The organism is Pseudomonas sp. MDV22-iso1 (assembly GCF_058145095.1).
In genome coordinates this window covers 18,250-30,929 of record NZ_JBYVMF010000026.1, presented here as the reverse complement: position 1 = coordinate 30,929, position 12,680 = coordinate 18,250, and the positions used below count along the sequence as shown (strand labels likewise).

Here is a 12,680-nt window from a genome sequence, read left to right as displayed (position 1 = left end):
GTCGTCGGCATGACGAAACGTCTATCGAGAACAAGGGCCAGGGTTGTCAGTGGCGCAACTCCAGGGAGCGGGCCAACGCGCAGGCTTCGTTATGGTGACGACGGAAACCTCTTACGTGCCCCGTGGAAGTTTCCTTGATATGGAAGAAGGCGTTACCGGCCAGAACGACCTGAAAACGAGCGGGGGCGGGGGCCGCGAAATGCGCGTCTCCCAGTGGGAAAAGCCCGGATTTCATGGCTTGCGAGTCGTTTAATTTAAGGGCATGAGGATGGAAAAAGTGTGTCAGGGTGCACATGTGAAATCCTTTTCGTTGTTTTGCCGACGTTTGAACGCCGTTATGGGTAGTCTCGGTGAGCATCGCTGCTCTAGAATCACCCGTATTGGTGAGTGATCGTTGATTATCTAAAGCAATTTTTCGCTGGCGATCTGTCGGAAAAATGCTTTTTTCAAAGCGATTTTTCCCTAAAGTTGATAGTCCGTTTTGTCTGGCGATAGAAAGTACCTTTTCCTTCAGGCGTTGAAGAACGCCAGGCAGAGCGATGCGAGCAAACTTCCAGTAGGCTGCTCGTCTCCGGATTTCAATTCGGTAGTTTGGTTTCACTTTCGGCATGGCCGCTTTTTTTCTTCCGCACGCTCTTTTCGCGCGCGGCGTCATTTCAGATGTGGGGATGTTTCCTTGGCAGTAAGTAATCTAGATATGCATGCTTTGTTCGTGCTGGGTGATCTGCGCGCAAAGCTGGTTAAACAGTTTCAGTCGCGTTTCGTTTACATCACCGAACAAAACGCTGAAGGCATTTACATTGCCGAGATCGACACCGAAGAAGCCTTGGTCGTCGATGACAAACCCGGGCTCAAACTCAAGGTCGGCGATCATTTCAGCGCCTCCGTGCTACCCAGTCGCGAAGGCGGCAAGCTGGAGATCAAGTTTCGCGAAATCAAACTGACCGTCTACGGATTGGGCGATTACGCGTTCGTGACCACCGCTGACGGGCACGGCATTGTGTTCAAGGAAGGTCATAGCGTGGTGATGGTGTTTGCCGCCCATCAACAGTTGCAGGAAGGCTTGACCAAGACCCTCAAGGCCGTCACCGCCAAGGCTGCAAAATGGCGCAAGGGCGAGCTGGTAACCTTCAAGGCCAGCGAGTAACCGCCTCGGGTTTGCGGGAAATATCCGAAAATCGATTCACACCCCTCGAAAGCAGGAACCTCTACTACAGTCAGTTGACTGAGTATTTTGAGGCTTGCGGTCTTCCGCGCGGCCATCCTGCTATTGCTGTGATCAGCACGAGGTGCAAAGCATGAAAGGACTACGACGGTTGCTGGCCGCTACGGTGGTCACCTGCAGTGTGTTGGCTTCACCCGTTCCGGGGCTTGCGGCACAGGCGCCCATCCACTTTGCGGACCTGAACTGGGAAAGCGGCAGCCTGATCACCGACATCCTGCGGATCATTGTCGAAAAGGGTTACGGGCTGCCGACCGATACGTTGCCCGGGACGACCATCACTCTGGAAACTGCACTGGCCAATAACGACATCCAGGTCATTGGTGAAGAGTGGGCGGGGCGCAGTCCGGTCTGGGTCAAGGCCGAGGCTGAAGGCAAGGTCGTGAGCCTGGGCGATACGGTAAAGGGCGCCACAGAAGGTTGGTGGGTTCCGGAGTACGTGATCAAGGGCGACCCTGCCAAGGGCATCAAACCCGCCGCGCCGGGTCTGCGTAGCGTCAGCGACCTGCCCAAATACAAAGACGTCTTCAGTGACCCGGAATCACCAGGCAAAGGCCGCTTCCTCAACAGTCCGATCGGCTGGACGTCCGAAGTGGTCAACAAGCAAAAGTTGAGGGCGTATGGCCTGGAAGACAGCTATGTGAATTTTCGCAGTGGTTCCGGGGCTGCTTTGGACGCCGAGATCAGCTCATCGATCCGCCGGGGCAAACCGATCCTGTTTTATTACTGGTCGCCCACGCCATTGTTGGGACGCTTCAAGTTGATTCAACTGGAAGAGCCACCGTTTGATGCCGAGGCCTGGAAAACCCTCACCGACGCCGACAACCCCAATCCGAAACCGACGCGTTCATTGGCCTCGAAGCTGTCCATCGGCGTGTCCACACCGTTCCAGAAGCAGTACCCGGAGATTGCCGAGTTCTTCAGCAAAGTCGATTTTCCGATTGATCCGTTGAACAAGGCGCTGGCCGAAATGAGCGAAAAACACACCGCGCCTCGTCAGGCCGCGCAAGCCTTCATGAGGGCGCATCCGGACGTCTGGCAGGCCTGGGTGCCCAAGGATGTGGCGGACAAAGTCTCGGCCGATTTGAAGTGAGTTCGAACCTGCCCTTACATAAACGTTTGGGGAGGTTCATCCTGCGGCGACATTTCACGCTGGATGTTTGACTATGAGCCTGATAATTGCGCAATGGATGGCTGCCGTCTTCCTGTTGATCAGCCTGATACATCTGTATTGGGCGGCGGGAGGCAAACTGGGAAGCGAGGCCGCGGTGCCTCGTGTGCCCGGGGAGGACGGCCAGGCACCCAGGCCGGCGTTCAAACCTTCAGGCTTCACAACCTTGCTGGTGGCGGTGGGGTTGCTGCTGATTGCGATGCTGGTGTGCCTGCGGGTCGGCTTGTACCTGCCGGCGGTGCATCACTGGTCGCTGCAATGGGTCATTAGCGCGATCGCCATGTTGATGTTTGCCCGGGCGATTGGCGATTCGAATCTGGTGGGGTTCTTCAAGCAGGTCAAGGATTCGCGATTCGCCCGCCTGGATACCTGGGCTTATTCACCCTTGTGCGTGGTGCTGGGGGCGGGATTGCTGGCCGTGGCCTGGATCTGATTCAAAGCAGGATCAAAAGATCGCAGTTTGGTTTCACTCGACAGCTCCTACAGGCGCTTCCAGACACCGAAGACCGCCGGGCTTGCCCGCGATAAGGCCATGAAGCCCGGCACAAGCTCCAGAGACGCCATCACGAGCAAGCTTTGCGCCTACCGTTCTGGTTTGCGTCGGCTGCTCACCTCAGCCGGCACATCATCCCCGGCCATGCGTTTGCGAAACAACGCCGCTCGCGCCAGCAGCAACGTGGTGACCGGCACGGTAATCGCCAGCAGGATCGGAATCAGCCACGCGTGCAGCACCGGTCCGGACTTGAGCGCCGAGAAGTAAATGATGGACGCCAGGGCCACGCACCAGGCCCCCAGTGTCGACGCGAGCGCAGGCGGGTGCATGCGTTGAAAATAATCTTTCATGCGCAACAGCCCGATGCCGCCGATCAACGCAAAGAGACTGCTGAGCACCAACAGGATCGCCACCGGCACTTCAACCCACAAAGACAGTTGCGCGCTCATTCAATCACCTCGCCACGCAGCAGGAATTTAGCCAGGGCAAACGAGCCCACAAATCCGAACAGCGCAATCAGCAGCGCCGCTTCGAAGTAGGTGTCACTGGCATAACGAATCCCCAGCGTGAGCATCATCAACATCGCCAGGATGTACAGGTAATCCAGCGCGAGTACGCGGTCCTGTGCCGATGGCCCCTTGAACAGGCGGATCAGGGTCAGGACCATCGCGACCGAGAAAATGAACAGGCTCAGCAGGATGGCATTCGACAGCAAGGGGCTCATTCGAAGATCTCCATCAGGGGGCGCTCGTAGGTCGCCTTGAAATGCTCGATGAACAACGCCTCGTCCTCCAGATCGAACACGTGCAGCAGCAGGATGCTGCGGTCCAGCGCCAGCTCCGACCAGACCGTGCCTGGTTCGACCGTGGTGATCATGGACAGTGCGGCCAGGCCGTTGGCATCGCGCAAGTCCATCGGCACCTTGATGAAGTGCGAACGCGGCGGACGGCGACCGGCGTTGAGCACGCCCCAGGCCACGGCGAGGTTGGACAGCACGACGTCACGCCCGACCACCAGCAGCAAACGGAGGATGACGCCCGGTCGACGAATGCGAATCGGCAGTGGCCGCAGCTTGCGCATCATCAGGGGCGCGCAGAAGCCGAGTATCGCGCCCAACAGCAAGTTGCCGGGACTCATCGACAGGTTCAGCACCAACCACAACACCCACAGCGCCAGCGATAGCCACGGTGCAGGAAACAGACGCTTCATGGTTGCACCTCCACGATCACGGCTTTTGCCTCGGGGCTGGGAACGGCGCGGGTACCGAGCACCGCCATGACGTATTGCTGCGGATTGTTCAGGGCCGCAGCGGCGTCCTGGGTATAGCGCATCAGGGGCTCGGCCTTGAAGGTCAGTGCAATGCTCAGACCCAACAGCGCAATGATCGGTACGCACTCCAGACGGCGCAGCAAAGGCGACGGTCGTTCTTCAGGTGTCCAGAAACGCTGGATGCCCAGGCGTGAGAAAGCAATCAACGAGGCCAGCCCCGAGATGATCAGCAGCGCGAGCAAGCCCCACGCAACGTTCGAGACCGGCTCATCGGCGCCGGTACCCAGCCCCAGCGGGTTGAGCAGGGCGTGTAGCAAGCCGAGCTTGCCGATGAAACCGGACAGCGGCGGCATGCCGATGATCAGCAGGGAGCAGGCGATAAAGCTCAACCCCAGGAACGCCATGGTCCAGGGAATCACTTGGCCGACAACCGCTTTTTGCTCATCGTCGAGGTTGATGCCTTTGGGGGGCTGTAGGGATTCCATCGGCCGAGGCAGCAGGTCGCCGTCGTCGAACAGCGGCATATCATTGGCCGAACGCGAACGCTCGATGAGTTCGGCCAGCAGGAACAGTGCACTCAAGGCCAAGGTTGAGCTGACCAGATAGAACAATGCAGCGCCGATCAGGTTGGGCTGGGCGAAGCCGATGGCCGCCAGCAGAATCCCCGCCGACACCAGAATGCTCAGGCTGGCCAGACGTTCCAGACGTTGCGCCGCAAGGATGGCCACCGCCGCACAGACGATGGTTGCCATACCGCCGTAGATCAGCCAGTCACCGCCAAAGTACGCCGACGCGCCCGCCTGGCCGGAGAACAGCAGGGTCCACAGGCGCAGCAAGGTATAGACGCCGACTTTGGTCATGATCGCGAACATCGCCGCCACGGGGGCACTCGCCGCGCTGTACGCCGGCACCAGCCAGAAATTCAGCGGCCACATCCCGGCTTTGGCCAGGAAGGCCACCGCCAGAATCGCCGCGCCGGCATGCAACAGGCCGCGATCGGCTTCCGGCACCAGCGGGATTTTCAACGCAAGGTCAGCCATGTTGAGCGTTCCGGTGACGCCATAGATCAGCGCCGCGCCAATCAGGAACAACGACGAGGCCAGCAGGTTGATCGAGACGTAATGCAGGCCCGCCGACACCCGTGCACGGCCCGAGCCGTGGAGCATCAGCCCGTACGATGCCGCCAGCAGCACTTCAAAGAACACGAACAGGTTGAACAGGTCGGCGGTCAGGAACGCGCCGTAGAGGCCCATCATCTGAATCTGGAACAGCGCGTGGAAGCTCGAACCGGCCCCGTCCCATCGTGCCATGGCAAAGAGCAGGGCGCTGACGCCGATGATTCCGGTCAGCACCAGCATCAGGGCCGAGAGTCGATCAACCACCAGCACGATACCGAACGGGGCCTGCCAGTTGCCTGGCAGGTACACGCCGATCGAGCCGGGAACACCGGTCTCCTGGGTCCATTGCAGCAGCAGCACGGCGATGCCCAGGCCTACGAGGCTGGAGAACAGGTTGATCCTGGCTTTCAGCGGGCGGTGCTTCTCGCCCAGCATCAGCATCACGGCGGCAGTCAGCAGCGGCAGCAGAATAGGTGCAGCGATCAGGTGCGGCATCAGCGTCATTCTTTAGGCTCCCGGCCGTCCACATGGTCGGTGCCGGTCAGACCCCGAGAGGCCAGCAGCACAACGAGAAACAGCGCGGTCATGGCGAAGCTGATGACAATGGCGGTCAACACCAGTGCCTGGGGCAGCGGGTCGGTGTAGTTCAACAGGTCTTGCGGTACGCCGTCCTTGATGATCGGTTCCTTGCCGATGAACAGGCTGCCCATGCTGAAGATGAACAGGTTGACGCCATAGGACAGCAGGCACAAGCCCATGACCACCTGGAACGTTCGCGGCCGCAGTATCAGCCAGACACCGGACGCCGCGAGGACGCCGATGGCGATTGCGATGACTTCTTCCATCAGACGGCTCCTTTGCTGGCGACGGATTTTGGCAAGGCCGCGGTTTTGTGTCCGCGGACCGATTGGTGGGCGAGGGCGGTCAGGATCAGCAATGTCGAACCCACGACCACGGAGTACACGCCAATATCGAAGAACAGGGCGCTGGCGATGTGGATGTCGCCAAACACCGGCAGAGAGAAATGCCAGGTGTGGGTGGTCAGGAACGGGTACCCGACGGTTAGTGCGCCAAGGCCAGTGACCGTGGCAAACAGGAGCCCGGTGCCCATCCAGCGCAACGGCCGCAGGCTCATCTGCGCTTCGACCCACTGCGTGCCGGCAACCAGGTACTGCAGGATGAACGCTACCGACATGACCAGTCCGGCGACAAACCCGCCCCCCGGCTGATTGTGGCCGCGCATGAACAGGTAGATCGACACCACAAACGCGATGGGCAACAGCAGCCGCACCAGCACTGCCGGCACCATCATGAAGCCCAGGGCGGTATCGCTGGCGTGACGCGGGTTGACCAGGTCAGTGACCACGTCCGGAGCCAGCAAACGTTGCTGGGCCGGCAACTGCAGGCTCTCTTTCGGTGGGCGGAAGCGGCGCAGCAGGGCGAACACGGTCAGGGCCACGGCGGCCAGCACGGTAATTTCACCGAGAGTATCGAAGCCCCGGAAGTCCACCAGCATCACGTTGACCACGTTGCTGCCACCACCTTCAGGCAGGGCGCGGCTGAGGTAAAACGAGGAAATGACGTTGGGGGTCTGCCGCGTCAGCATGGCGTAGGACAACAGCGCCATCCCACCACCGACCGCGGTCGACAACAGCAAGTCACGCAAGCGACGGATGCGCGCCTTGCGCAGGGTGCTCGGCAACGGCGCGACCTCTTCGATGCGTCGCGGCAACCAGCGCAGGCCCAACAGGATCAGCACTGTGGTGACGACTTCGACCGCCAGTTGAGTCAGCGCCAGGTCCGGCGCCGAGAACCAGACGAAGGTCACGCACGTCATCAGGCCGCAGACGCTGACCATGGTCAGGGCCGCGAGCCGGTGATACTTGGCTTGCCATGCCGCGCCCAACGCGCAGGCGATCGCCAGGAGCCAGAGGGTCACGAACACGATCGAACCCGGGATCTTCGGGCGGTCGCCCCAACTTAGGCTGCTGTGCAGCATGGGTATCAACCCGGCCAGCACTGCCGCAAGGACCACGAGGAACAGCTGGGTTTGCAGGCGCTTGGTGCTGATCCGCCGTTCAAGACGACGACCCAGGCGCATCATGATCACCAGGCAGCGTTCGAACAGGCGCTTGCCGTTGAACCGGCCAATGATCGGCGGATACTTGAAGCGTCCGCGCTTGAGCTGATTGCGCAGCAGCAAATAGAGCACGATGCCGCCGGTCATGGCGATCAGGCTCATGATCATTGGTGCGTTCCAGCCGTGCCAGATCGCCAGGCTGTATTCCGGCAGCGTGCCACCGACCACGGGCAGCGCGGCAGCCGCCAGGATCGGGCCGACCACCTGCGCCGGGAAAATCCCCACCACCAGGCACGCGAACACCAGCAACTCGACGGGCGCGCGCATCCAGCGTGGTGGCTCATGAGGGGTGTGCGGCAGGTCAGTGGCGGTCGGGCCGAAAAATACATCGGCGGTAAAGCGAAGGGAGTAAGCAACGCTGAACGTACCGGCGATGGTCGCAACGATCGGCAAGGTCATCTCGACCCAGGCGGTGGCGTTGATGAATACCGTTTCGGCGAAGAACATCTCTTTGGAGAGGAAGCCGTTGAGCAACGGTACGCCGGCCATCGAGGCGCTGGCGACCATGGCCAGGGTGGCGGTGTAGGGGATCAGTTTGATCAAGCCACTGAGCTTGCGAATGTCCCGGGTGCCGCTCTCGTGGTCGATGATACCGGCAGCCATGAACAGCGAGGCTTTGAACGTGGCGTGGTTGAGGATGTGGAACACGGCGGCCACGGCGGCCAGCGGACTGTTCAGGCCCAGCAGCAGGGTGATCAGCCCGAGATGGCTGATGGTCGAGTAGGCGAGCAGTCCCTTGAGGTCGTTCTGGAACATCGCGCAGTACGCGCCGAGCAACAAGGTACAGGCGCCGGCGCCGCTGACGATGTAGAACCATTCTTCACTGCCGGACAAGGATGGCCAGAGTCGCGCCAGCAGGAACACCCCGGCCTTGACCATCGTTGCCGAGTGCAGGTACGCCGAGACTGGCGTCGGTGCTGCCATTGCGTGTGGCAGCCAGAAATGGAAGGGGAATTGCGCGCTTTTGCTCAAGGCGCCGATGAGAATGAGAGGAAGCAGAATAGGGTAGAGGGCGTGTGCGCGAATCAGATCGCCGGCGGCCAGGACCTTGTCCAGGTCATAGCTGCCCACCACATGGCCGAGCAGTATTACCCCCGCCAGCAGGCATAATCCCCCTGCGCCCGTGACCATCAGCGCCATGTAAGCGCCGCGTCGCGCGTCGGAGCGGTGGTGCCAGTAGCCGATCAGCAGAAAGGAAAACAGGCTGGTCAATTCCCAGAAGAACACGATCTGGATCAGGTTGCCGGAGATGACCAGCCCGAGCATGGCGCCCATGAACGCGAGAAAGAACGCGAAGAATCGCGGCACTGGATCGTCGGGTGACATGTAATAGCGTGCATACAGCGAAACCAGCGTGCCGATGCCCAACACCAGCATCGAGAACAGCCAGGCGAAACCATCCATGCGCAGGACGAAGTTCAGGCCCAGGCTGGGCAGCCAGAAGAATTCTTCGCGAATCACCCCGCCATGGGCGATCTGCGGGTACAGGAGTGCGACCTGGACGGTGCCTATCAGGGCAACGAGACCAGCGAGCAATGATTCGGCGTTACGCGCGTTGTGCGGCAGCACGGCTGCCAGACAGCTGCCTATGAAAGGCAGAAGCAGTAGAACTATCAGGGACATAGGCTTCTAATCTGCGGAAGTTTGTGAAGCATCATACGTGCCAGCCCCCGGATCGCCAAACTCCAACCTGTGGCAGAATCCTACACCGTAGACGGAAAAAGCCTGTTTAACATTGTTTCAGCAACCAGGTATCAACCGCTGCGGCCCCATCGCGAGCAGGCTCACGCCCACTTTCTAAAGACGGTGAACACGAAAGTCCTGCGCATTTCCCCTGTAGGAGCGAGCCTGCTCACGAAAGCAATCTGCCCAGCGACTCAATCCTCACGCTCAACCTTCCGTTTCCCGCTCCAGCGCTTCCTCGACAGCCACACCTTTTCCCTTGGTCTTCAGCTCGCTCACGATCACCGCCGCCACAATCAATCCGGCGCCCACCAAGGCAATCGCCGGCAACCGCTCCCCGGCGATCCGACCGACAATCCCGGCCCACACCGGCTCTCCGGCATAGATCAATGTCGCCCGGGTCGGCGAAACACTTTTCTGCGCCCAGTTCATGGCGACCTGAATCGCTGCACTGGCCGCGCCCAGGCCCAGAGCGCTGCAAAGCAGCAACCAGGAGAAGTCCGGTATCCGCTCCTGGGTCGGCACCACCATCAAGAGCGCCAGCACGGAAGTGACTGCCAATTGCACCACGGTCACGCGACGCACATCGACCTGGCCTGCATAGGTGCTGATCAAAATGATCTCGGCGGCAATCGCCACGGCACTGATCAATGTTGCGATTTCACCGGGACTGAAGTTGAAAGAAGCGCCGGCAGGCCCTGATAACAGCATCAACCCGGCAAACGCCAGCATGATCCCGATGCTCGGCATCAACCCGGGACGCCGTCCCAGCACCAGCCATTGCAGCAGCGGCACGAAGGGCACGTACAGCGCGGTAATAAATGCCGATTGACTGCTCGGAATGCTCTGCAAGCCGACAGTCTGCAAGCCATAACCGAGCATGATCGCCACACCGATAAACGCCCCGGCCTTGAGTTCGAACAACGTCAGGTCGCGCAGGTGACGCCAGGAGAACAGCGCAACAATGATGGCTGCCGCCGCAAAGCGCAGGCCAACGAAAAACATTGGCCCACTGACGGTCATGGCATGTTGCACCAGCAAAAAGGTGCCGCCCCAGATCATGGTGATCACCACCAGCACGCATTCGGCTTTGCTGAATCGTGAGAAACGGGGAGAAGTGTGAGAGGAGTTCACCGACGTCATGACCTTGCGCGCTACCTGAGGGAGACGCACAATGCGTCGAATGTTGCGCAGTATACTGCCCAACCCCACTAAGTGAGCAATATAGTGCACAAAGATTCCACGCCACGGGCTTCGGTCCTCCAGCACGTCAGTCAGAACGTTCGACGCTTGCGCCATGCAGCCGACATGAGCCAGACCGCCCTGGCGGAAAAGTCGGGTGTCAGTCGACGGATGCTGGTAGCGATCGAGGCGGGCGAAAAGAATGTCAGCCTGACCACCCTTGATCGCGTTGCCGAAGCGCTGGATGTGGCGTTCAGCGATCTGATCCAGGCGCCCGATGCACGTGATCCGAGCCGTATCAATGAAGTGGCCTGGGCTGGAACCATTCCGGGCAGTAAAGCGGTTCTGCTGTCCAAAGCCACCGCCACCCGTGAAGTCGAACAGTGGGAGTGGTGCCTCCAACCGGGGGAAATTTACCCCTCATTGCCGGATGCCGATGGCTGGAGCGAGCAGATCTTTGTCTTTGAAGGCTGTCTGACTTTGATGCTGGGCGAGACACCCCATGCGATCGCTGCCGGTGAGTTCCACATGTTCGCCAGCAACCAGCCTCACTCGTATCGAAATGAGGGGGCAGTGGCCGCGAGGTTTGTGCGCAACGTGGTGATCTGACTGTCTGCCCGGCAACATTGAATAGACACTTTGCTTTTCTAAAGCTCCATGTCTTTCTCGAATTGTTCTATAAGCTGCTGATATATAACGGATTACAGTTTAAACATGACTCCTGCAAACGCTCTGGGTATTGATTCCCACCGTTTTCGGAGCGCCGCGCAATGGCCCGTGAAATCTGCCTAACACGACGCCCGCTACGACTTCGCCGAAGAGTACCTGCAGGTTTGCTACAAGCTCTGGGAAGGCAGTTGGGAGGAGGGCGCGATCCTGCGGGATCGTGAGCGTCGGATTTTCAGCGACCCGAGCAAAATCCATGAAATCCGCCACGTCGGAAAACACTTCCAGGTGCCCGGCATTCACCTCTGTGAACCGTCGCCGCAACGCACGCCCGTGCTGTACCAGGCGGGTGCATCGAGTCGGGGCAAACAATTCGCCGCTGAACATGCCGAATGTGTGTTTGTCGCCGCGCCGTCAAAGGTCCTCCTGAAGAAAACCGTTGCGGACATTCGCCGTCGCGCCGCCGAAGCCGGACGTGATCCTTCGAAAATCCTGATCTTCAACCTGCAGACGGTGATCCTCGGCGAGATCGATGCCAAGGCCAAAGCCAAGTTTGAGGAATACAAAACCTGGGTCAGCTATGAAGGGGCGATGGCGCTGATTTCTGGCTGGACCGGCATCGACTTCTGCCGGTTCAAGCCAGACGAGCCCCTCAAGCATGTGCACACCAACGCCATTCAATCGGCGGTGGAGGCGTTTTCGACGGCTGATCCAAACAAGGTCTGGACGCCGAACGAGCTGGCGGACTGGTTGGTATCGGAGGGTTTGGTCCCTTGTTTGTCGGCAGCCCTGAAACCGTCGCTGATCTGCTTCAGGAATGGGTCGAAGACACCGATGTGGACGGCTTCAACCTGGCCTACGCGCTGACCCATGAAACCTTCATCGACGCGGTTGAACTGCTAGTGTCGGAGTTGCAGAAGCGCGGGGTGTACAAGACCGAATATGCGCCAGGGACTTTGCGCGAGAAACTATTTGGAGAAGGACCAACGTTACCGGCGATCCATCCCGGAGCGGGGTATCGGGACCTGGCGGCGTTGCGGCAGGAAGAGAAAAAGTCGGTATCTGCATAACACATCAATCCCTGCAGGAGTGAGCCTGCTAGCGATGAGGCCGGCACATCCGGCATCGATGTCGCCAGTTACACCGCCATCGCGAGCAGGCTCACTCCCACAGGGGATCAGCGTCGGACACAAACACCGCCCCCGGCAAAGCTACAAAACTGTAGGAGCGAGCCTGCTCGCGATGAGGCCCTTCCATTCAACACACATCCCGGCCCGGCGGACCACCGCATGCTTTCGTCCATCAACAGAGGTCGATTTCATGAGCGTGCACGAACTCAAGCGTTCCCCCATCGGGGACATCTCCGAGTGGCGAGTCGATGTGCCAAATACACCCGGAGAAAGGCCCGCAACGGCTGATCAAACAGGGCGTTCGACGCCTGCTCGGCTTCCAGAACCTGCACTTTATCTGGCCCGTCACGCAACACCCTTGCACGCAACCGCGGGCTGACTGGCTGTTCGAACTGAAACGGGACACCGCGTGAACGTGATCCAGCCAGGCGTCCTACTTTGGTACTGACTGACGAACCCTTCATGGATTTGCGGCTTATGATCGTTCAGGAAATTGCCCGCTTCCTGATTCCCGGGCGACCCTTTAATGTGGCGCTCACAGTCGCCTCGCCAATCCGGCAGCAGCCGCGCGAACTGCATGACTTCCCTTTAGGTAAACACTGATCT

General features: G+C 59.8%; 14 protein-coding genes and 1 pseudogene. 7 read left to right on the top strand and 8 right to left on the bottom strand.

Annotated elements, in window-relative coordinates; genetic code table 11:
• Positions 1-46: 46 nt before the first annotated feature.
• Positions 47-235, bottom strand: coding sequence for a hypothetical protein (locus tag AC3ZVB_RS24050; RefSeq protein WP_235992892.1), 189 nt, complete (start codon positions 233-235; stop codon positions 47-49).
• Positions 236-676: 441 nt separating this feature from the next.
• On the opposite strand from AC3ZVB_RS24050, the gene AC3ZVB_RS24045 reads away from it, so the two are divergent.
• The 3 genes from AC3ZVB_RS24045 to AC3ZVB_RS24035 all read left to right on the top strand — a co-directional run bounded on the left by AC3ZVB_RS24045 (position 677) and on the right by AC3ZVB_RS24035 (position 2,826).
• A complete protein-coding gene (locus AC3ZVB_RS24045; RefSeq protein WP_162439196.1) occupies positions 677-1,147 on the top strand; it encodes a hypothetical protein in 471 nt (156 codons plus the stop codon).
• Between the two features lie 151 nt (positions 1,148-1,298).
• Positions 1,299-2,315: an ABC transporter substrate-binding protein gene (locus AC3ZVB_RS24040; protein ID WP_490147893.1), complete on the top strand. Its 1,017-nt coding sequence runs from the start codon at positions 1,299-1,301 to the stop codon at positions 2,313-2,315.
• A 73-nt stretch (positions 2,316-2,388) separates the two neighbouring features.
• Positions 2,389-2,826 (top strand): DUF3995 domain-containing protein, encoded by a 438-nt coding sequence (locus tag AC3ZVB_RS24035; RefSeq protein ID WP_490147892.1) that lies wholly within the window; start codon positions 2,389-2,391, stop codon positions 2,824-2,826.
• 149 nt (positions 2,827-2,975) lie between these two features.
• On the opposite strand, the gene AC3ZVB_RS24030 is transcribed toward AC3ZVB_RS24035, so the two are convergent.
• The 7 genes from AC3ZVB_RS24030 to AC3ZVB_RS24000 all read right to left on the bottom strand — a co-directional run bounded on the left by AC3ZVB_RS24030 (position 2,976) and on the right by AC3ZVB_RS24000 (position 10,329).
• Positions 2,976-3,335: a Na+/H+ antiporter subunit G gene (locus tag AC3ZVB_RS24030; RefSeq protein WP_162439200.1), complete on the bottom strand. Its 360-nt coding sequence runs from the start codon at positions 3,333-3,335 to the stop codon at positions 2,976-2,978.
• Positions 3,332-3,610, bottom strand: a complete 279-nt coding sequence (locus AC3ZVB_RS24025; RefSeq protein ID WP_162439201.1) for a K+/H+ antiporter subunit F — start codon at positions 3,608-3,610, stop codon at positions 3,332-3,334. Before AC3ZVB_RS24025 ends, AC3ZVB_RS24030 begins: the two co-directional genes overlap by 4 nt.
• On the bottom strand, positions 3,607-4,095 hold the full coding sequence (locus AC3ZVB_RS24020) for a Na+/H+ antiporter subunit E (RefSeq protein ID WP_490147891.1): 489 nt from the start codon (positions 4,093-4,095) through the stop codon (positions 3,607-3,609). The genes AC3ZVB_RS24025 and AC3ZVB_RS24020 overlap by 4 nt, the downstream gene beginning before the upstream one ends.
• Positions 4,092-5,777 (bottom strand): monovalent cation/H+ antiporter subunit D, encoded by a 1,686-nt coding sequence (locus AC3ZVB_RS24015; protein ID WP_490147890.1) that lies wholly within the window; start codon positions 5,775-5,777, stop codon positions 4,092-4,094. The genes AC3ZVB_RS24020 and AC3ZVB_RS24015 overlap by 4 nt, the downstream gene beginning before the upstream one ends.
• Positions 5,774-6,118, bottom strand: a complete 345-nt coding sequence (locus AC3ZVB_RS24010) for a Na+/H+ antiporter subunit C (RefSeq protein WP_003192163.1) — start codon at positions 6,116-6,118, stop codon at positions 5,774-5,776. The genes AC3ZVB_RS24015 and AC3ZVB_RS24010 overlap by 4 nt, the downstream gene beginning before the upstream one ends.
• Positions 6,118-9,036: a monovalent cation/H+ antiporter subunit A gene (locus AC3ZVB_RS24005; RefSeq protein WP_490147889.1), complete on the bottom strand. Its 2,919-nt coding sequence runs from the start codon at positions 9,034-9,036 to the stop codon at positions 6,118-6,120. Before AC3ZVB_RS24005 ends, AC3ZVB_RS24010 begins: the two co-directional genes overlap by 1 nt.
• A 267-nt stretch (positions 9,037-9,303) precedes the next feature.
• Positions 9,304-10,329, bottom strand: coding sequence for a DMT family transporter (locus AC3ZVB_RS24000; RefSeq protein WP_490147888.1), 1,026 nt, complete (start codon positions 10,327-10,329; stop codon positions 9,304-9,306).
• Between AC3ZVB_RS24000 and AC3ZVB_RS23995 the strand changes: the two genes are divergently transcribed.
• From AC3ZVB_RS23995 to AC3ZVB_RS23980, 4 genes and pseudogenes are all read left to right on the top strand, one after another.
• A complete protein-coding gene (locus tag AC3ZVB_RS23995; protein WP_490147887.1) occupies positions 10,324-10,887 on the top strand; it encodes a helix-turn-helix domain-containing protein in 564 nt (187 codons plus the stop codon). The two genes, AC3ZVB_RS24000 and AC3ZVB_RS23995, sit on opposite strands and share 6 nt — an antisense overlap.
• 183 nt (positions 10,888-11,070) lie before the next feature.
• Positions 11,071-12,014 (top strand): annotated as a pseudogene (locus tag AC3ZVB_RS23990) (NtaA/DmoA family FMN-dependent monooxygenase); the annotation flags it as partial.
• A gap of 308 nt (positions 12,015-12,322) precedes the next feature.
• Positions 12,323-12,487 carry a hypothetical protein gene (locus tag AC3ZVB_RS23985; RefSeq protein WP_490147886.1) on the top strand — a complete coding sequence of 55 codons (165 nt, stop codon included), beginning with the start codon at positions 12,323-12,325 and terminating at the stop codon, positions 12,485-12,487.
• A 64-nt stretch (positions 12,488-12,551) separates the two neighbouring features.
• The gene (locus AC3ZVB_RS23980; protein WP_490147885.1) at positions 12,552-12,677 is read left to right on the top strand and encodes a hypothetical protein; all 126 of its coding nucleotides are present in this window, start codon (positions 12,552-12,554) and stop codon (positions 12,675-12,677) included.
• The last annotated feature ends 3 nt before the right edge of the window (positions 12,678-12,680 follow it).

Coding starts and splice junctions, on each gene's coding strand:
- AC3ZVB_RS24050 (WP_235992892.1), bottom strand. CDS start 235: ATGAAATCCGGGCTTTTCCCACTGGGAGACGCGCATTTCGCGGCCCCC.
- AC3ZVB_RS24040 (WP_490147893.1), top strand. CDS start 1,299: ATGAAAGGACTACGACGGTTGCTGGCCGCTACGGTGGTCACCTGCAGT.
- AC3ZVB_RS24035 (WP_490147892.1), top strand. CDS start 2,389: ATGAGCCTGATAATTGCGCAATGGATGGCTGCCGTCTTCCTGTTGATC.
- AC3ZVB_RS24030 (WP_162439200.1), bottom strand. CDS start 3,335: ATGAGCGCGCAACTGTCTTTGTGGGTTGAAGTGCCGGTGGCGATCCTG.
- AC3ZVB_RS24025 (WP_162439201.1), bottom strand. CDS start 3,610: ATGAGCCCCTTGCTGTCGAATGCCATCCTGCTGAGCCTGTTCATTTTC.
- AC3ZVB_RS24020 (WP_490147891.1), bottom strand. CDS start 4,095: ATGAAGCGTCTGTTTCCTGCACCGTGGCTATCGCTGGCGCTGTGGGTG.
- AC3ZVB_RS24015 (WP_490147890.1), bottom strand. CDS start 5,777: ATGACGCTGATGCCGCACCTGATCGCTGCACCTATTCTGCTGCCGCTG.
- AC3ZVB_RS24010 (WP_003192163.1), bottom strand. CDS start 6,118: ATGGAAGAAGTCATCGCAATCGCCATCGGCGTCCTCGCGGCGTCCGGT.
- AC3ZVB_RS24005 (WP_490147889.1), bottom strand. CDS start 9,036: ATGTCCCTGATAGTTCTACTGCTTCTGCCTTTCATAGGCAGCTGTCTG.
- AC3ZVB_RS23985 (WP_490147886.1), top strand. CDS start 12,323: ATGTGCCAAATACACCCGGAGAAAGGCCCGCAACGGCTGATCAAACAG.
- AC3ZVB_RS23980 (WP_490147885.1), top strand. CDS start 12,552: ATGATCGTTCAGGAAATTGCCCGCTTCCTGATTCCCGGGCGACCCTTT.